Here is a 19,501-nt window from a genome sequence, read left to right as displayed (position 1 = left end):
ACATGATTGAGATCAGCCGATACAAATTTTTAGAAACCTTTGTGCTACTAGGTGCAAAATTGTTATTACTACGAGCTTTTTTTTATGGCGGTATTGCTGTTCAGGGACTTCCTGCGGAATGGTTATCGGTGTTGGCGTTGTTATGCCTGCTGGAACTGGTCACACCTGCTCGGGTCAAATGGGGGGTGTACCTTGCCTTTAACTTGATAATGTCGTTGGTCTTCTTTGCAGCCACGGTGTACTTTGCCTACTTCGGGACCGTGCCGACCTATGCTGTATTAAGCGGGCTCAATCAAGTGCCTGAGGTCAAAGCCAGCGTAGCTTCCCTGTTGCGGCCGGAACAGTTTCTTTACTTTCTGGACATCCTGGTGCTGGTAGTTATCAGAGTTGCTTATGCGCTTTCCCATCGTAGACGGGGAGATAGGATCGTCGGATTGCGTTACATGAAGGGCCTCAGCTTCCGGACTGATCGGTTGAGGAAGGTCTTGTGGCGGAAAGCCGCTGTCTTGTCTGCGCTGGTGGTTAGTCTGCTGCTCTCCAGCCTTTACATCAACATCGGTAAAGGGATTGATAACGAGCTGGTCCGGGCCGAGAGCGTTGGTTTTTTCAACTTCCAGGTAGATGCGGCCATACGCAATCAAGAGGAAGAACGGATGATTGCAGCGGGTAATCTTCAGGAGACGGTTATCAAGCTCAAGGAATGGCAAAGTAGCTATCCATACCGCGCTGTGCCAGGGCAGAATTCACCCTATTTTGGAGCAGCCGAGGGCATGAATGTTATCGTCGTACAGCTGGAGTCGTTCCAGAACTTTCCGATCCATTTGCAAATAGAGGGTCAGGAGGTCACGCCTGTCTTGAATGAGCTGGCTCAGGCAGGGGTTTATTTCCCGCAGGTCTATCAGCAGATCGGACCAGGCAATACATCCGATGCCGAGTTTATGTCGAATACCTCGATTTATCCCACGGCGACGGCAGCGATGTCGACCAGCTTCGGTGATCGTGAGCTTCCCAGTCTGCCGCGGTTGCTGCAAGCTCATGGATATGCGGCGAATACTTTTCATATCAATGATGTGAGCTTCTGGGATCGCAATCGCTTGTATCCGGCGTTGAACTTCGATCAGTATTATGACAAGCCCTTTTATACGAATGATCATTTCAATGATTTCGGAGCCTCGGATGAGGAGATGTACCGGGTGGGCGTAGAGAAGCTATCTGAACTGAAGGTCCAGTCGAAGCCTTTTTACGCCCAGTTCGTTACTACCTCAAGTCATAATCCGTTTGTCGTACCCGAGGATCAACGTCATATCAAGCTCCCTGCAGATTTGGAGGGGACGATGCTCGGGAACTATATCACGGCCATTAATTATACGGACTATGCGATTGGTACGTTGATTGAACGTTTGAAGGAAGCGGGGATGTGGGACAACACCGTGCTGGTGTTCTATGGCGATCATTTCGGCTTGCAGGAGAAGGATGTATCTGCTGCGGAGATTCAGGCGAAGCTGGGGATCGCTTATGATGAGCGGATTAGCCGCTTCAATATCCCCTTGCTTATCCATGTTCCGGGTCAAGTGATTGGCGAAGTATCGCCACGTACCGGGGGACAGGTGGATATTCTGCCTACCATCGCCAGCCTGCTGGGCATATCTCTGGAGGATGAGGGATTTGTCGCGCTAGGACAGGATTTGTTGAGCGTTGACCGCAATGTGGTAGGGATGCGCTACTATCTTCCGACCGGTTCATTCTTCAACGATGAGGTCATGTTCGTGCCGGGGGCCGGCTTCGACGACGGCACTGCGGTTTCACTGGATACCTTGCAGCCAGTGACCGAGCTAGAGCCTTATCGAAGTGACTATGAATACATTACGGAGCTGATGCGTCTCTCCGATGAGTACGTCAAGCTGCTGCCCAAACGAGCGCCCGGTCATTAAAATGAACAAGCTAACTAAAAAAGCTTCCAACTCCATGCACGGTGGAGTCGGAAGCTTTTTGGATTTTAGCTGTAGATTGTATATTTTCCATAAACGCTGCTTGCCAGAAGGTCAGGCAACTCACGCATCTGCAGCTCATAAGCTTCCTGCGTAAGCGATCCATCGTTCACACGCTGGAGAAGCTGGGCTTGCAGTTGCTTGACTTGCAGGTCAACGACATGCTGCGGGGGCTGTCCGTTCGCTTCGGCCAGCACCGCCAGCGATTGTCCCTCTAGCAGCGCATCATATACCTCCCGTTCGGAGGAGACGCCCAGCAAACGGTCCAGCTCATTATCTTCATGTCCTGCCGGCTCGGACAAGCTGGGCTCCTTGGAGGAATTGGCGATGTAGGCCAGGCTGGTCAAATAACCGGTGAAATTGGGATTTATAATAATAACGAGGGCCATAGTGCCGATGATAACGACCTTTTTAAGGGTAAACTGCTTCATTAAGATTGCTTCCTCTCTTGGGTATCATGCTAGATTAAATTCAGGTCACTCTACTAATACGTATCGGCTCTGATCAAAGTTTCAAAGATATTCTGCTTCAACTTGAAACAATACATCAGTTATGGTGGAGGACTGTAGGATTTTAATTTGTAATTTTTTTCACGATAGTGATCTTCTTCATTCTGAAATGTCAGGTTCAAGTGATAACATGGGATTACTTGAGGACGGCAGCACGTTAAAGCACCAAGCATATCGGCTATCCGTAGTTGGATAGAGATGGGCATTCATGGGGGCGTGGTGTCGGAAGAGGAGGATACGAGTGGGAAAGGCGACTGGTTTTTTGGAGTATTGTCGAGAGGTCCCAGGGGAGAGGGAGCCGTTGGAGCGCATCAAATCCTGGGACGAGTTCTCTATACCTTTGGAAGAGGATAAGTTAAGAACGCAAGGGGCCCGTTGCATGGATTGCGGAACCCCATTTTGTCATGTGGGGCGACTGTTATCCGGGATGGCCTCCGGCTGTCCGGTGCACAATCTTATTCCTGAATGGAATGACCTTGTTTATCGCGGAAGCTGGCGGGAAGCGTTGAAGCGGCTCCATAAGACGAATAATTTCCCTGAATTTACCGGGCGGGTCTGCCCGGCTCCATGTGAAGGAGCCTGTACAGTCGGCAAGAGTGGCTCGCCTGTAACGATCAAAAATATCGAGAAGGCCATCATTGACCGCGGCTTTGCGGAGGGCTGGATTAAGCCGCAGATTCCAGCTGCGTCCACCGGGAAGAGGGTGGCTGTCGTCGGTTCCGGTCCTGCGGGTCTGGCCTGTGCAGATCAGTTGAATAAAGCCGGCCATAAGGTCATCGTATATGAACGGGCCGACCGCATTGGCGGGCTGCTGATGTACGGTATTCCCAACATGAAGCTGGACAAATCGATAGTGCAGCGCCGCGTCGATTTACTGGCCGCCGAGGGTATCCAGTTCGTGACCGGTGTGGAAATTGGCAAAGATATTGAAGCCAGTCAGCTTCGTGCAGAATTTGATGCCGTCGTTTTGTGCGGTGGGGCTACGCAAGCTCGTGACTTGAACGTGGAGGGCCGGAACCTTTCCGGGGTTCACCAAGCGATGGAGTTTTTAGCGAGAAATACGAAAAGCCTGCTGGATTCCCATTTGAGTGATGGTAAATTTCTATCTGCAAAGGGTAAGCACGTTGTGGTTATCGGTGGCGGCGACACGGGAACAGACTGCGTTGCTACGGCGATCCGTCAAGGCTGCCGAAGTGTCACTCAGCTAGAGATCATGCCGATGCTTGCGGCAACGAGGCAGCCTGACAATCCTTGGCCAGAATGGCCGAAGATTCTCAAGACCGATTACGGTCAAGTTGAAGCGGCTGAGTTATTTGGCGAAGATCCAAGAGCATTTCAGACTTCAACCAAACGTTTGGTGGGCGATGCGCACGGCCAGGTGACCGGTGTGGAGACTATGCGTGTGGAGTGGAAGGAAACTGAGGGTCGGCGGGTGCTGAGTGAAGTTCCGGATAGCGGGAAGCTCATCCCGGCTGACCTGGTATTGCTGGCTCTTGGTTTTACGGGGCCTGAGCAAGCCTTGCCGGAGCAATTGGGATTAGCGCTTGACGAACGAACAAATATCAAGGCTGAATTAGGGGATTTCCGTACCAATGTGGAAGGGGTATTCGCTGCGGGGGACATGCGGCGTGGGCAGAGTCTGGTCGTCTGGGCTATACATGAAGGCCGACAAGCAGCCCGTGAGATTGACCGATATTTAATGGGCAGCACGCGGCTTCCCTGAGATAGTTAGCTACATCAACCGTCCGTTTTAGGACGGTTTTTTTCGTATGGCTATCTTTAATCAATTAGAGGCATTAGTCCATTAATAACTTCAGTAGTTGCGCCCGGTTACTGGGCCACGCTTTTTGCAGGATCGAGCGCATATGCTTCTTGATGGTTACCTCTTTCAACACCAAGCGTGAGCTTCCGGGTCAGGGCCCGATTGCTCACGCTTGTTCAGCTTGTATTTACATATATTAGCTACTGGCTAACATTACTTAAGTCGGTTTGCTTGGCTTCCAGCTTGCGTATAATTTCCTTTTGCCATTGCTGATCACCCAAACGGGTTGCGAGGTTCAGCAGATCCAGGTAATCGTCGGTACTTAGCCGGGGCAGCCTCCGGGCGGTTAACAGTCTCATCGCGTTCGTCTCCTCTGTGCCGATGCTTGCAGAACAGCATCATATAATAATGATAATCATTATCAATAATAACCTTACTTTTATTATGCATATCTCTGGTCCTCTTGTAAATAGATGCAACACCGTTTAATCTAAAATTTGAACATTTCTTTATCAAGGATGTCTGGTCATGACACAGGATATGCTAACAGGAATGCAGAACAGCAAGCTGAGGAGGCGCTATGGAAACAGAATCGTTGCTAAAGGTTGAGGAATTGGCACTCAAGAAATACAAAATTTTTAAGCAAAGCCATCTTCGTTATATTGCCAGAGCGATGTTGGCCAGTATGTTCATTGGGTTTGGAGTTATCGTTGCGTTCAAGACGGGGAACTACTTCTACCTGGAGAATTCCCCGCTAACCTATCCGATGGCTGCATTAACCTTCGGCGCCGCTATTATTTTGATTGCTTACGGAGGGGGAGATCTTTTCACGGGAAACACATTCTATTATACATACGCAGCCTTGCGTAAGCGATTGAAGTGGCAGGATGTCAGCAAGCTATGGGTGTTCAGCTATGTTGGCAACCTGCTCGGTGCCGGAGCATTTGCCCTTTTGATCTATTCTACCGGCTTGTTCGCTGATGGGGCGGTGAATGGTTTTCTCCTGAATGTGGTGGAGCACAAGATGACAACCCCGGCCTCGGAGCTGTTTTTTCGGGCGATTCTCTGTAATTGGCTGGTGTGTCTGGCTTTCTTCATTCCGATGTCTCTGAAGGGGGATGGGGCTAAAATGTTCGCCATGATGCTGTTCGTCTTCTGCTTCTTCATCTCTGGGTATGAGCATAGCATTGCCAACATGTGTACGTTTGCGATCGCCCTGGTATTGAACCATCCCGGGACGATATCTTTTGGTGGGGTGGTGCATAACCTTGTTCCAGTGACCTTCGGCAATTTGGTGGGCGGGGTTCTGCTAATGGGTGTCATGTATTATTTCGTCAATAAACCTTATCTCGACACTCAGGACCCATTGGACCAACTAAAGAAATGATGACATAAACCCCCCGCGGGACTTTTGTTCCGGAGGGGGTTGCTTGTTATGAGCCAATTTTAGAAGCTGGCAGAACGTCGGGGTCGCTAAGGAACATCGTGATTGGCATGGAGGCTGCGCCAAGGGCTGTAGAGCGGGTTCCCAATTCGGCGAAGGCGACTGTCGTTTTCTTGCGATGATAGGATAAGCTGCGTTCTTCAATGGTGCGAAGCATCTCGTCCTGCAATAGTTCGCCTGCCAGAGACAAGCGATTGCCAATGACGATCAGCTCGGGATTCAGTATATTGACCAGGTTAGCAAGTCCCACACCCAACTGATTGCCGGTATCGTTCATTAAGTTGATAGCCTCAGGATCACCCTTGCGGGCAAGGGCGATAATCTCCTCCAACCCGGGAAGTGAATCGCTCCACAGCGTGGCGGCTCGGTCCAGCATTGCCTTTTCGGAGGCTAATGTCTCCCAGCACCCACGGTTGCCACAACGGCAGAGTGGCCCATTCTCGGCTACGGTCATATGTCCGACCTCTCCTGAGAAGTTCGACGTACCGCGGTATAAAGCTCCATTCACAATAATGCCGGAGCCGATCCCGATGCCGATACTTAGATAGATCAGATTTTGGGCCTCTCGTCCGGCTCCGTACAGCTTCTCTCCAATAGCTCCGGCGTTTGCCTCATTATCAACATGGATATTGGCACCGAATTCCGGGGCTAAGGCTTCAAGCAGGTCGATTTGATTCCAGCCCAGGTTCGGTGCGGAAATTACCTGGTTCTTCTCATCTACCAGTCCAGGCACACCAATGCCAATGCCTACGATGCCATAGGGGGAGTCGGGAAGCGACTGACTAAGCTGTAGAATGGCTTGGCGTAGATGATTCAGTACCGTGCCAGGTGTAAAATCGCTTAGCGTTGTTGTTTGCTCCTGCAGGACATTTCCCTCCAGGTCTACAAGTACAGCTAGCAGGTCATTGACCCTGATGTCGATGCCTATTGCGTATCCGGCGCTTCGCTCGAACAGAAGCAGCGTAGGCTTTCGCCCGCCGCTGGAGGCCCCTGGCCCGATCTCGGCAACCAGACGGCTTTCGATCAGTTCGGATACAAGAGAGGATACGGTTGCCTTGTTCAGGCCGATCGCAGCAGAAATGTCGGCTCGTGATAACGGATGCCGCTGCCGAATGGTATCGAGGACAATAGTTTTATTCATTTTTTTAATAAGCTGCTGGTCACCGGTCTTCTTCATAACATCTTCCTCGTTCCATCCATGTCTGAAGTCATGGAATTTTATCCTATCCATCATAACACAGGTCGTAAAATGATTAATTTATAACTTAGTTAGTTTACTAGACAAACTAAGTATAACGTGTTAAGATCAAAATGCAAACAGCATGCGGCTATTATTTGCTAGGCATGCTACTTGTTAGCAACAGAATGTAAAGGCTTACTTTAATTAAAATCAGGCTGGGAGGATTTAATGTGAGTTATTTTAAAAACATCAGCAAAATTCAGTATGAAGGTGCAGGTTCCAACAATCCGCTGGCATTTAAACATTATAACGAGAATGAAGTTGTACTCGGCAAATCCATGAAAGAGCATTTGCGTTTTGCGGTTGCTTACTGGCATACGTTGACGATGGACGGTAGTGATCCGTTTGGTAAAGCCAACATGGTTCGTCCTTGGGAAACGGTATCGGGTCTTGATCTGGCCAAAGCTCGTGTTGAAGTGAACTTTGAATTCCTGGAGAAGCTTGGCGCTCCTTATTTCTGCTTCCATGACGTCGATGTTGCTCCCGAAGGCGCAACCTTGAAAGAATCAAACGAAAATCTGGATGTCATCGTGGCCAAAATTAAAGAGGGCATGCAAGCCAGCGGTGTGAAGCTGCTGTGGAATACGGCCAACATGTTCTCCAATCCGCGTTATGTTCATGGTGCGGCTACTACCTCCAACGCCGATGTCTATGCTTATGCAGCAGCACAAGTGAAGAAAGGTCTGGAGACTGCGGTTGAACTGGGTGCGGAGAACTATGTATTCTGGGGCGGACGTGAAGGTTATGAGTCCTTGCTGAACACGAATATGGGTTTTGAGCTTGACAACCTGGCTAGATTCTTCCAAATGGCTATCGACTATGCCAAGGAAATCGGCTTCACGGGTCAATTCCTGATCGAGCCAAAACCAAAAGAGCCAACTACACATCAATATGATTTTGATGCAGCGACTACGATCTCCTTCTTGCAAAAATATGGTCTGCAAGACCACTTCAAATTGAATCTTGAAGCCAACCATGCTACTTTGGCCGGACATACTTTCCAGCATGAATTGCAAGTAGCTCGCATCAACAATATGCTGGGTTCGATCGATGCCAACCAAGGCGACCCATTGCTGGGCTGGGACACGGATGAATTCCCTACAGATATGTATGCTGTAACATTGGCTATGTACGAAATTCTGCAAAATGGCGGCATCGGCTCCGGCGGTGTGAACTTTGACGCCAAAGTAAGACGTGGCTCCTTCGAGCCGGAAGACTTGTTCTATGCCCATATTGCAGGTATGGATTCCTTCGCCAGAGGCCTTAAAGTGGCTGGCAAGCTGGTTGAAGACAAATTCTTTGAACAACTGCTTGAAGAACGTTATGCCAGCTTCAAGACGGGCATCGGTGCGGACATCGTATCCGGCAAAGCCAACTTCAAGACGCTGGAAGCTTATGCTTTGCAAAACAGCAAGATTGTCAATAAATCCAACCATCTTGAATTGGTGAAGGCTCGCCTGAACGAATATATCTTCAACACCAAATAAGTGCTTAAGCCAAGAGTAGACGATTCACTATATAAGTTTTTTAATGTATGAACCAAAAGGGGACGCCAGCCGTCCCTTTTTGTAGTCTAAGGCCCTGGCGGGCACATGTGAAGGGAGAGTATCGCGATGAAGTATGTAATTGGCATCGATCTGGGAACCAGCTCGGTCAAGACCCTGCTAGTCAACCAAAACGGTGATATTGCCGGAGAAGCGACTGCGGCTTACCCGCTCATCCATGAGCGTCCGGGATATAGTGAGCAAGATCCGGAGGAATGGGTTAAGGGCACTATAGCTTGCTTGCAGCAATTATTGAAAGAGAGTGGCGCAGCTGCCGATGAGATCGTCGGCGTATCCTTCTCCGGGCAGATGCATGGCCTGGTACTGTTGGATGAGCAGAACAAGGTGTTGCGTAATGCCATCCTTTGGAATGATACACGGACAACCAAGCAATGCCGTGATATTGAAGCCACGCTGGGCGGCAAGCTGCTGGATATTACCCGCAATGCGGCTTTGGAAGGCTTTACATTGCCGAAGATTCTCTGGGTGCAGGAGCATGAGCCAGAACTGTTCGCGAAGGCCGCGCGGTTTGTCTTGCCGAAGGACTACTTGCGTTACCGCATGACCGGTCAGGTTCAGATGGAGATATCTGATGCAGCGGGTACCTTGCTGCTGAACGTGCCGGAGGGCCGGTGGAGCGAAGAAATCGCCACCGCCTTTCGGTTGCCTGCTAACTTCTGTCCGCCGCTGGTCGGCAGCATAGAGGATACCGGTGCCTTGCTGCCGGAATTTGCTGCCTTGTCCGGCTTATCTGCCGGAACCAAGGTGTTTGGCGGGGGAGCTGATAATGCCTGTGGTGCAGTGGGCGCAGGGATTGTTCGCCCGGGCGACGCGTTATGCAGCGTAGGGACCTCCGGTGTTGTATTAACGTATGAAGAGGATAAACACAAAGACTTTGGCGGCAAGGTTCATTTCTTCAACCATGCGCATCCAGGCGCTTTTTATGCGATGGGTGTTACTTTGGCGGCCGGGTATTCTCTAAGCTGGTTCAAGGAGTCGCTAGCTCCCGAGCTAAGCTTCGATGAGTTGCTGGAGCCAGTGGGGGACATCGCTCCGGGAGCGGAGGGGTTGTTATTCACTCCCTACCTGGTAGGGGAACGTACTCCCCATGCTGACAGCGTAATTCGCGGCAGCTTTATCGGCTTAGCGGGAACGCATCGCCGTGAGCATCTGGCTCGCGCCGTTATGGAGGGTATCACGTTCTCCCTGCAAGAATCCTTTGACCTGTTCGCACAGGCCGGGATCGCCGTTGAACGTGTCATTTCGATCGGCGGTGGCGCGAAGAATCCGACATGGCTGCAAATGCAGGCGGATATTTTCGGCAAGCCCGTCGTAGCATTAAAGAATGAGCAAGGCCCAGCCATGGGCGCGGCGATGATGGCAGCGGTGGGCAGCGGCTGGTTCAGCAGCCTGAAGGAGTGTGCAGATGCCTTTATTGGCTACGCGTCCACCTATGAACCGATTCCGGCCAATGTCGAGAGATATACCCGCCTGTTCAAGCTGTATCAGCAGGTGTATGCAGCGACTCGTTCATTAAATGAAGGATTGCAGGAATTTAGAGAGTAGTCTGTTGCATCTTATGGCTCACACGCGTTAATTTTAGTGCCTGTTCCCCGGGGGAACAGGCACTTTTTGGGTCGGCAAGATGCAGGCGGATGCGACGCCCACACCTTCTGCCTATGTGGAATTAGCGCATTCCGGCTTGTCTGCTGGATGCTTACGAGGCATGCTATAATTGGGGCATGCATAGGAGGGGAAGTTATGTTCATCAGGAATATTTACCGCAACTATTTTAAAAACAACCTGTTTATGCGGATTATTTTATTCTTTTCTATTATAACGATTGTAACCATCATTACCTTCTCCTACTTAATGTTCAAATTCATGTCGGAGTCGGCTGTTGAGAGACAAATGGGGATTCAGAAGCAAGCGATCGAAAGTGTAAGCAGCTACATCGGCAACAAATACGAAGCTGTACAGGATATGGTTCGCGGACTGTATAGAGATGAGGAGCTGGCGAACAACATCACCTATTTCCTTCAGTACCCTTATCAGGACTATGTAAAATATCGGTTAGACCGATTCTATAGTTCCACTACAGATCCGGTCACCTATTTCCGCAATCAGGTTGAAGAGGATGCCGATATTCGCAGCTTGATGCTGTACAGCGCAGAGCAGCAGCAACTCTTCGTTTACAATGACAATTTTCAATTTAAAGTCATCTCCACAAATGCGGCCCGTTCATTTATCCCCGAGGTGATGTATCAGCAGGAAAGCGCCGATGTCGCAGAAGCAAACACCTGGGTACGTCAGGCTGTTGGATTAAATAATCAGCCGATGTACTCGATTCGTATTCCGGTTAATGACAAGCTATGGCTGCGAAATATAGGGCAGTTGATGGTATTTTTCAACACGGACGGCGTATGGAAGAGTCTTGCGCCCTATCAAGAGGATTTGAAGGGCACGATCCTGGTCCTGTCGAAGGATGGTCAAGTGTTGTTCGACTCCTCTGGCGAATATTATGGTCAGAAATATCCTTATGCCGAGCAGATCAATAATACGCTCTATAGTGACGGGATGCTGAATGAGAACATGACAATTACCAAGCTGACGCAAAATCAAGGCGGGTTCACGGTGGTGAGTGTTGTGCCTCAGCAGGATTTGGCCAAGACCTATCGAGGTCTGGGAAATACGATTGTAACCGTCAGTATTATTTGTATTTTCTTTGCCACGCTAATTCCCTCACTGTTTATCAGTAATTTTGCCAAGCGGATGTACGGGATTATCCGGTTCACTCGAAAGGTGCGTAGCGGGGACCTTAAGGCGAGAATCGCCGATTACCGTGAGGATGAGCTGGGTCAAATCTCCAAAAGCTTTAACGACATGCTGGATGAATTGAATATTTATATCGACCGCGTGCTTAAGGCTGAAATCAAGCAGCGAAGAACAGAGCAGGCCGCGCTGGAGGCAAGGGTGAATCCGCATTTCCTCTATAATACGCTGGAGGTTATCCGCATGAGAGCCATATCACAGGGAGCCGCCGACGTTGGGGAGATGATTTATAGCCTCTCCATGTTATTCAAGAGCTATGTTCAGCAGAAGGCGAGGTATACGTTAAAGGATGAGCTGGAGGCTTGCCGACTTTACCTGGAGCTCTTCCGTATCCGCTACAAGGACAAGTTCGCGTATGTCATATCCTGCGATAAGGATATCGAGAACAGCCTGGTGATGAAAATGTCTTTGCAGCCGATTATAGAGAACTATATCCTGCATGGCATGCGGCTGGAATCTGCGGATAATCGGATTGAAATCAGAGTGGATCGGCTTCGCGAGGGTGTGCTGCAAGCTATCGTAAAGGACAATGGAAAAGGTATTGAATCGGAAAGGCTGGGGCAAATTAAGGCTACCTTGCAGAATCCGGAAATGGGTTCGGATTCATTCGGGATGCGCAGCATCCATGAACGGTTGAAATTGCTTTATGGACCTGAATATGGTTTGGAGGTTCAAAGCGAGATCGGGCAAGGGACAACCGTGGCAGTCAGCTTTCCGGAAATTTGGAAGGAGGAGACAAGCCATGTATAAGGTGTTTTTGGTAGATGATGAGCCATTTATTCTGGAGGGACTCTACGACATTATCGATTGGGCCAAGCTGGGAATGGAGATTGTGGGCCAGGCAGAGAATGGGCTTGCCGCCCTGGAGGCATTGAAGGAGGTTCCTGTGGATTTGTTGATCACAGATATTTCGATGCCGAGATTAAACGGTCTGGACCTGATTCGTCAGGCCAGAGAAATCCAACCTGACCTGAAGGTTATTATCCTGAGCGGATATGATGACTTCGTTTATTTGAAGGAAGGCATGGCGCTGGGGATTGAAAATTATTTGCTTAAGCCCATTAATCTCGAGGAATTCAACGCTACCTTGCAAGCGGTCATCGAGAAGCTGGACGAGTCTAAAGTTTTAATTGATGAGCATAGCATTCGCATCCTGCGAGATCATGTTATGACCCGCTGGATGCGGCAGCAGATTGGAGCGGCTGAATTTCATGAACGTGCCGAGCTGCTGGGAATTACTCTGGACCTGCCCAAGGTGCTAGTTGCATTGCTAAGGCTTGAGCATTCCCATCAGGAGGCTTACGAGGCGGTAACTCAGCTGTTTGCCGAGCAACCCCGTGTCGTCGTCTTCCATGACATGGATGGAGACCTGGCTATCGTGTTTAACCTTGACGACACTGCGGAAGAAGTGAGCCGTACAGAGGAAGGCTTGCTGCAACTGGAGCAGCAATTGGAGCCCTATCGTCCTGTGCGTATTGCCGTAGGGAGCAGCGAAGCGGCGGATAGCCAGGCATCTGTCAGCTATAATCATGCGAAGAAGGCCTTGGAGTACTTCTTGATCTTTAAGGATCGCGACCTGATTCGATTCAAGGACCTTGGTGTTGCCGATCAGGCTCTTGGACCCGGTCTATCGATGGACTGGGATAAATATCCCAAGCTGCTTCTGGCCAGAAACAAGGAAGCAATGGACGCAGCGATCGATGAGGATTTTCATCAATTAGCGGCGATGAAGGGAGTAACTCCTGAGCATGTGCAGCTTGTGGTTATGGAATGGTTAATCCGCTTCAAGATGCAGTTGAAGGAGATTCGTCATACGGAAGAACCGGATGTCTTCAATGAGGGCCTGGCTCGAATTCGCACCGCTGAATCGCTTGAGGAGTTAATTGAATTGATGCAGAAGGTTGCCGGGGATACTATGACGGCATTGACACGTGACTTGAAGAGTCCGGTAATTCAGCAGGTGCTCAATACGATTCATACCTCCTACAACGAAGATTTGTCCTTGAAGACGCTGGGGGCACAGTATCATGTTCACCCTGTATATCTTGGTCAGCTTTTCCATAAAGAGGTTGGCGAACTGTTCACTGAATACATTAACCATTACCGGATTGAGAAGGCGAAGGAGCAATTGAAAACAACACATTTGAAGGTTCACGAAATTGCTCGAAACGTAGGGTATTGGGAGCCGGGCTATTTTTACAAGCAATTTCGTAAATATGTAGGGGTTTCCCCGACGGAATTCAAGGGACTTGTCTAACCGTGTCAAATCCGTGTTAAGTCTTCTCCGAGCTTTCTTTACTTTAGACATGATTTATTAGTTTTCACTTCTATTTGAAAATGCTTTCATCGCTTACAGTATAAATAGTTCTCAACGTAAATATCAAAGGGAGGTTAAATTTTCAATGAGTAAAAAGAGAAGACGTTTTTCTTTGTTGCTGGTTTCCCTTATGGCACTCGCGTTAGTTGTTAGCGCTTGCGGCGGTAACGGAAACAGTGCAACAAACGACTCTTCGGCAGCCGGTAACGGCAATGGCGAAGCACCTGTCAACCTGATCTGGTACACCATTGGTACTCCGCAAAAAGACGTAGACCGGGTCATGGAAGAGGTTAGCAAATACACCAAGGAAAAAATCAATGCCACAATTACAATGAAAATGGTTGACTGGGGCGATTATCAGCAAAAGATGCAAGTTAACGTAGCTTCCGGTGAGCCGATGGATATCCTCTTTACTGCTGCTGGTGGTTTTGACTATGTGCAGAACGCAAGAAAAGGCGCATTCCTGGAACTTGACGACCTGCTTGAGCAATACGGTAAAGAGCTGAAAGCCACAATCGACCCTGCCTTCCTGGAAGGCTCTAAAGTGGACGGACATAACTACGGTATTCCGGCTAATAAGGAATTGCCACAGCAAGAAGTATGGCGTTTCAATAAAAGTCTGTTGGATAAATACAACCTGGATATCTCGAATGTACGCAGCTTGGACAGCATCGAGCCATTGCTGAAAACAATCAAAGAAAATGAACCAACGATTACAGCGTTCGCAATGGACAAGAACTATATCCCGTATGTTCCTTACGACTATGTGATCACGAATTTGCCACTGGCTGTAAAGCTGGACACAACCGATTATAAAATCGTCAACATTTTGGAAACACCTGAAATGAAAGAAGCTTTGACCACGATGCGTAAATATTATCAAGCGGGTTATGTAGCTCCTGAAGCAGCTACTACAGGTTCTACCAACGACTTGATGACTTCCGGCCAATGGTTCATGGACCGTGCGCAAACTCAACCGTCCGCAGACAATCTCTGGTCCGCAAGTTATGGCTACCCGGTTGTCTCCACACCGGCAAGTGATGCCATCATCACGAACACTTCGGTACAAGGCTCGATTATGGCGATTTCCGCAAACTCTGAGCATCCGGAAAAAGCGATGGAATTCCTGAACCTGCTGAACACGGATCCGGTATTGCGCAACATGGTTGACTCCGGTATCGAAGGGGTTCACTACAAGAAGCTGGATGACACCCATTATGAAAACCTGCCGGAATCGAAAAATTATGATATGCCTTCTTATTCCCTGGGCAACAACATGCTGCTCTATTTAAATCCGACGGATCCGGACGACAAATGGGAGCAATTCAAGGAATTTAACGCCGCAGGCGTAAGCTCCCCAATCCTGAGCTTCAACTTTGACAGCACGAAGGTAGCTACACAAATGGCGGCGGTTCAAAACGTCAAGGAACAATTCTGGTCCTCGCTGATGACCGGTACTGTTGATCCTGAATCTTACCTTCCGAAAGCTATTGAGAAATTTAAAGAGGCTGGCCTTGATGAGGTTATTGCCGAAGCCCAGGCTCAGCTCGATGCCTGGAGAGCTGACAATAAGTAATAATCAAAGAAATTCGCAAGGATCGGGCGGGTGATCTGTATCGCCCGATCTTTTTACGTTATTTACTGATAGGAGGGGAATAAGGTGACCGCATTCTTCAAGAACGTGATTAAAAACAAAGTCATGTTATTTATGGTATTGCCCGGTGCGCTATGGTTTTTCTTTTTCTCGTATATGCCGCTTGTGGGTACGATTGTTGCCTTTAAACAGTATCGCTTTACGAGAGAGGGCTTCTGGGCCAGTATCTTCAAGAGTGAGTGGGTGGGCTGGGACAACTTCAAATTCCTGTTCAGCACCGACGATGCCTACCTCATTACACGGAACACATTGTTATATAACCTGGCCTTTATCTTCATCGGTCTGGTTCTTTCTGTGGCTATGGCCATATTGTTGTCTGAACTGGTTGGCAAAAAATTGGCAAAGGTATACCAAACCGGTATGTTCCTTCCTTATTTCTTGTCATGGGTTATTGTCGGATACTTTGCATTCAGCTTCCTGAGCATGGACCGTGGGATGCTTAATCAGATTTTGGGCTGGTTTGGTGTGGATCCCATTCAGTGGTATTCTGAGCCGAAATATTGGCCATACATTCTGATACTCGTCAGCTTGTGGAAGTCGATCGGTTATAACAGCGTAGTGTACCTGGCCTCCATTATGGGGATTGATAAATCCTTATATGAAGCAGCCATGATTGATGGTGCCAGCAAGTGGCAGCAAATCAAGAGTATCACAATCCCGATGCTGTCCCCGATCATTATCATTATGACATTGCTGGCCGTCGGCAAAATCTTTTACGCAGACTTTGGTCTGTTCTATCAAGTTCCACGGGATTCGGGTACGCTCTATTCGGTTACTAACGTCATTGACACTTACGTATACCGCGGTTTGAAGACGACCGGGGAAATCGGCATGAGTACGGCAGCCGGTCTTTATCAATCGGTAGTAGGTTTTGCTCTCGTTATGATTTCCAACTTTGTTGTGCGCAAAATCGATAAAGACAGTGCCTTATTCTAAAACAGCGAGAGGAGTGTCAAGCTATGGCGAAGGTAATTAAGAAACAGCGGGACTTCCATCAGGTTTCCCGTGGGTGGAATTTCATTTTGCATTTAATTGCGGGCATATTCTCCTTTTTGTGTGTATTCCCGTTTTTGTTCGTTGTCATTATCTCGTTAACCGATGAGAAGACATTAGCTACAAACGGATATCAGCTAATACCGGCCAAGTGGAGCCTGGAAGCGTACCGTTTCGTATTTGAGACTGGGGATACGCTGCTTCGTTCTTATGGAGTAACTATTCTGGTAACGGTGGTCGGCACGATTCTCAGTTTGATAATGATTTCTTTGTACGCCTATGCCATATCGCGGAAGAGCTTCCCTTACCGGCGCTTCTTCTCCATCTTTGCCATTGTAACGATGTTGTTCAACGGCGGGATGATCCCGACGTATATGGTCGTTTCCCAATTGCTCGGATTGAAGGACACGGTGTGGGCTTTGATTTTGCCGCTGGCTATGAATGCCTTTTACATCATGATTCTACGTACATTCTATAGCACCAGTGTGCCTGAACCGGTTATCGAATCAGCGCGCATCGACGGAGCTGGCGATTTCTACATTTTCTTGCGCATTGTATTGCCGTTATCTCTGCCTGGTCTGGCTACGATTGGATTGTTCAGCACTTTAGGTTACTGGAACGATTGGTTTAACGCTTTGCTGTATATTGATAAACCAAGCTTGGTGCCGCTGCAGTCGATGCTGATGCGGATTGAATCGAGTATCGCGTTCATACAGCAGAACTCGCAAAACAGCTCGCTTAGTCTAACAGCACTGCAATCCATTCCACAGGATACGTCCCGGATGGCGATGGTTGTGCTTGCGACCTTGCCGATTATTTTTGCCTATCCGTTCTTCCAACGTTATTTTGTACAGGGACTTACGGTAGGCGCTGTTAAAGAATAATTATAGAGGTTGTTAGAAAAGGAGCGAGTATCGATGTTGCTTTACAAGGACAGCACGAAACCCATTCCGGAGCGAGTGAAACACCTGCTCGATCTGATGACATTGGAAGAGAAGGCTGGTCAGCTTGTTCAGCCGTTCGGCTGGCAGACCTATGAACATATAGATGGAAAAGTTGAATTAACGGAATCGTTTAAGTCACAGGTTGAGCATGGCGGGGTTGGTTCGTTGTATGGCGTTCTTCGCGCCGACCCGTGGACGGGCGTGACGCTCGAGAGCGGCTTGTCGCCACGTCAGGGGGCCGAAGCGGTGAACGCGATTCAGCGCTATGCCATCGAAAATTCCCGGCTGGGCATTCCGATTCTGATCGGGGAGGAATGCTCCCACGGTCATATGGCGATTGGCGCCACGGTATATCCGGTGCCTTTGTCGTTGGGTAGTACCTGGAACGTGGATTTATACCGCGAAATGTGTCGGGCCGTAGCCCGCGAGACGCGTAGTCAAGGCGGCGCAGTGACTTATTCTCCGGTGCTCGACGTAGTGCGTGATCCTCGCTGGGGACGGACAGAGGAATGCTTCGGCGAGGATGCTCATCTCATCAGTGAGATGGCGGTGGCTTCGGTGGAAGGTCTGCAAGGCGAACGCCTGGATGGACAGGATAGTGTTGCTGCGACCTTGAAGCATTTTGTCGGCTACGGCAGTTCCGAAGGTGGACGTAATGCCGGTCCGGCGCATATGGGGCGGCGCGAGCTGCTGGAAGTCGATATGCTGCCATTCCGCAAGGCGGTAGAGGCCGGTGCGGCTTCGATCATGCCGGCCTACAATGAAATTGACGGTGTACCTTGCACAACGAATCAAGAATTGCTGGACGATATTCTGCGTGGCGAATGGGGCTTCGACGGCATGGTCATCACGGACTGTGGAGCCATCGATATGCTGGCGTCCGGTCATGACGTAGCTGCTGATGGACAGGACGCCGCCGTTCAAGCCATCCGAGCGGGTATCGATATGGAAATGTCCGGTGAGATGTTCGGCAAGCATCTGGTGAATGCCGTTCGCTCCGGGGTGCTGGAGGAAGAGATGCTGAATCGCGCGGTTGCTCGTGTGTTAACTCTGAAATTCCGCCTTGGCTTGTTCGAATCTCCGTACGCTGATCCGGATCGGGCCGAGCAAGTGATTGCCAGCGAAGAGCATGTTGCTCTGGCGCGGAAGCTGGCGACAGAAGGCATTGTCTTACTGAAGAATAAAAATGACATATTGCCGCTTTCCCCGAAGGTGGGTAAAATAGCCGTCATCGGACCCAATGCGGATGCAGGCTATAATCAGCTTGGCGATTATACATCGCCACAGCCGAAATCCAAGGTTACGACGGTGCTTGGCGGTATTCGCAGCAAGCTGGCGAACACACCGGAGCAAGTATTATATGCCCCGGGTTGCCGCATCAAAGGAGATTCGCGAGAAGGCTTCAATCTGGCCTTGTCATGTGCAGAACAAGCCGATACGATCGTTATGGTCGTTGGCGGCTCAAGCGCCCGAGACTTTGGTGAAGGCAGCATTGATTTGAAGACCGGTGCCTCGAAGGTGACAGGGAATTCGGAGAGCGACATGGATTGTGGTGAAGGCATCGACCGGATGTCACTCTCTCTAACTGGTGTTCAATTGGAGTTGATCCAGGAGGTTCACAAGCTGGGCAAGCCACTAATCGTTGTCTACATTAATGGGCGACCTATTGCAGAACCGTGGATTGATGAACATGCCGATGCGATTCTGGAAGCCTGGTATCCGGGACAAGAGGGTGGGCATGCTGTGGCCGATATTTTGTTCGGCGATGCAAATCCGTCCGGACGTCTGACCATCTCCATTCCCAAGCATGTCGGACAGCTTCCGGTGTACTACAACGGCAAGCGCTCACGAGGAAAACGGTATTTGGAGGCTGATTCGCAGCCGCAATATCCGTTTGGCTTTGGACTTGGATATACCGAATTTGGTTATGCCAAGCTGGCAGTGGCTCCTGAGATGATTGGGCGAAACGGCGAAGCAAAGGTCACGGTAGAAGTCACGAATATCGGCAACCGGGCAGGCGCTGAGGTGGTACAGTTATACCTGACTGACGTCGCTAGTACGGTGACAAGACCAGCGAAAGAATTGAAGAGCTTCCGAAAAATATTTCTGGAGCCGGGGCAATCGCAGCTTGTTGAATTCAACGTAGGTCCAGAGCAATTGCAGTATATTGGCCGGGATTTCAAACCAGTGGTGGAACCGGGAGAATTCCGAGTTCACGTCGGCAAGAACGTGAATGATACACTGAGTGCCAACTTCTTTGTGAGGGAGGGCTAA

General features: G+C 49.5%; 14 protein-coding genes. 11 read left to right on the top strand and 3 right to left on the bottom strand.

The features are described from left to right. Positions 1 to 2: 2 nt before the first annotated feature. Positions 3 to 1,931, top strand: coding sequence for an LTA synthase family protein (locus tag C557_RS0109800; protein ID WP_018751687.1), 1,929 nt, complete (start codon positions 3 to 5; stop codon positions 1,929 to 1,931). 65 nt (positions 1,932 to 1,996) lie between these two features. On the opposite strand, the gene C557_RS0109795 is transcribed toward C557_RS0109800, so the two are convergent. Then, positions 1,997 to 2,419: a hypothetical protein gene (locus C557_RS0109795; protein WP_018751686.1), complete on the bottom strand. Its 423-nt coding sequence runs from the start codon at positions 2,417 to 2,419 to the stop codon at positions 1,997 to 1,999. Between the two features lie 319 nt (positions 2,420 to 2,738). Here C557_RS0109795 and C557_RS0109790 point away from each other — a divergent pair, with 319 nt between their 5' ends. After that, complete coding sequence (locus C557_RS0109790; protein WP_018751685.1) at positions 2,739 to 4,220, top strand: glutamate synthase subunit beta; 1,482 nt, start codon at positions 2,739 to 2,741, stop codon at positions 4,218 to 4,220. A gap of 239 nt (positions 4,221 to 4,459) precedes the next feature. Here the strand turns inward: C557_RS0109790 and C557_RS25165 are convergent, their stop codons facing one another. Then, complete coding sequence (locus C557_RS25165; RefSeq protein WP_018751684.1) at positions 4,460 to 4,618, bottom strand: hypothetical protein; 159 nt, start codon at positions 4,616 to 4,618, stop codon at positions 4,460 to 4,462. A 221-nt stretch (positions 4,619 to 4,839) separates the two neighbouring features. Here C557_RS25165 and C557_RS0109780 point away from each other — a divergent pair, with 221 nt between their 5' ends. Further along, complete coding sequence (locus C557_RS0109780) at positions 4,840 to 5,646, top strand: formate/nitrite transporter family protein (protein ID WP_018751683.1); 807 nt, start codon at positions 4,840 to 4,842, stop codon at positions 5,644 to 5,646. A 46-nt stretch (positions 5,647 to 5,692) separates the two neighbouring features. On the opposite strand, the gene C557_RS23285 is transcribed toward C557_RS0109780, so the two are convergent. Beyond that, positions 5,693 to 6,880, bottom strand: a complete 1,188-nt coding sequence (locus C557_RS23285; protein WP_018751682.1) for an ROK family transcriptional regulator — start codon at positions 6,878 to 6,880, stop codon at positions 5,693 to 5,695. Between the two features lie 233 nt (positions 6,881 to 7,113). Here C557_RS23285 and xylA point away from each other — a divergent pair, with 233 nt between their 5' ends. The 8 genes from xylA to C557_RS0109735 all read left to right on the top strand — a co-directional run bounded on the left by xylA (position 7,114) and on the right by C557_RS0109735 (position 19,501). Further along, positions 7,114 to 8,430 carry a xylose isomerase gene (xylA, locus tag C557_RS0109770; protein WP_018751681.1) on the top strand — a complete coding sequence of 439 codons (1,317 nt, stop codon included), beginning with the start codon at positions 7,114 to 7,116 and terminating at the stop codon, positions 8,428 to 8,430. A gap of 126 nt (positions 8,431 to 8,556) precedes the next feature. Continuing rightward, positions 8,557 to 10,053, top strand: coding sequence for a xylulokinase (gene xylB, locus C557_RS0109765; protein WP_018751680.1), 1,497 nt, complete (start codon positions 8,557 to 8,559; stop codon positions 10,051 to 10,053). Positions 10,054 to 10,248: 195 nt separating this feature from the next. Then, positions 10,249 to 12,069, top strand: a complete 1,821-nt coding sequence (locus tag C557_RS0109760; RefSeq protein WP_018751679.1) for a sensor histidine kinase — start codon at positions 10,249 to 10,251, stop codon at positions 12,067 to 12,069. After that, entirely contained in the window at positions 12,062 to 13,576 is a 1,515-nt protein-coding gene (locus tag C557_RS0109755) for a response regulator transcription factor (protein WP_018751678.1), read from the top strand. The genes C557_RS0109760 and C557_RS0109755 overlap by 8 nt, the downstream gene beginning before the upstream one ends. Before the next feature lie 145 nt (positions 13,577 to 13,721). Further along, positions 13,722 to 15,212 carry an ABC transporter substrate-binding protein gene (locus tag C557_RS0109750; RefSeq protein ID WP_018751677.1) on the top strand — a complete coding sequence of 497 codons (1,491 nt, stop codon included), beginning with the start codon at positions 13,722 to 13,724 and terminating at the stop codon, positions 15,210 to 15,212. 84 nt (positions 15,213 to 15,296) lie between these two features. After that, the gene (locus C557_RS0109745; RefSeq protein WP_018751676.1) at positions 15,297 to 16,226 is read left to right on the top strand and encodes an ABC transporter permease; all 930 of its coding nucleotides are present in this window, start codon (positions 15,297 to 15,299) and stop codon (positions 16,224 to 16,226) included. A 23-nt stretch (positions 16,227 to 16,249) separates the two neighbouring features. After that, a complete protein-coding gene (locus C557_RS0109740; RefSeq protein ID WP_018751675.1) occupies positions 16,250 to 17,167 on the top strand; it encodes a carbohydrate ABC transporter permease in 918 nt (305 codons plus the stop codon). 33 nt (positions 17,168 to 17,200) lie between these two features. Further along, complete coding sequence (locus C557_RS0109735) at positions 17,201 to 19,501, top strand: glycoside hydrolase family 3 N-terminal domain-containing protein (RefSeq protein ID WP_018751674.1); 2,301 nt, start codon at positions 17,201 to 17,203, stop codon at positions 19,499 to 19,501.

The organism is Paenibacillus sanguinis 2301083 = DSM 16941, from assembly GCF_000374825.1.
Lineage (GTDB): Bacteria > Bacillota > Bacilli > Paenibacillales > Paenibacillaceae > Fontibacillus > Fontibacillus sanguinis.
The sequence above is the reverse complement of the archived record's forward strand: the minus strand, read 5'-3'. Positions and strand labels throughout refer to the sequence as shown.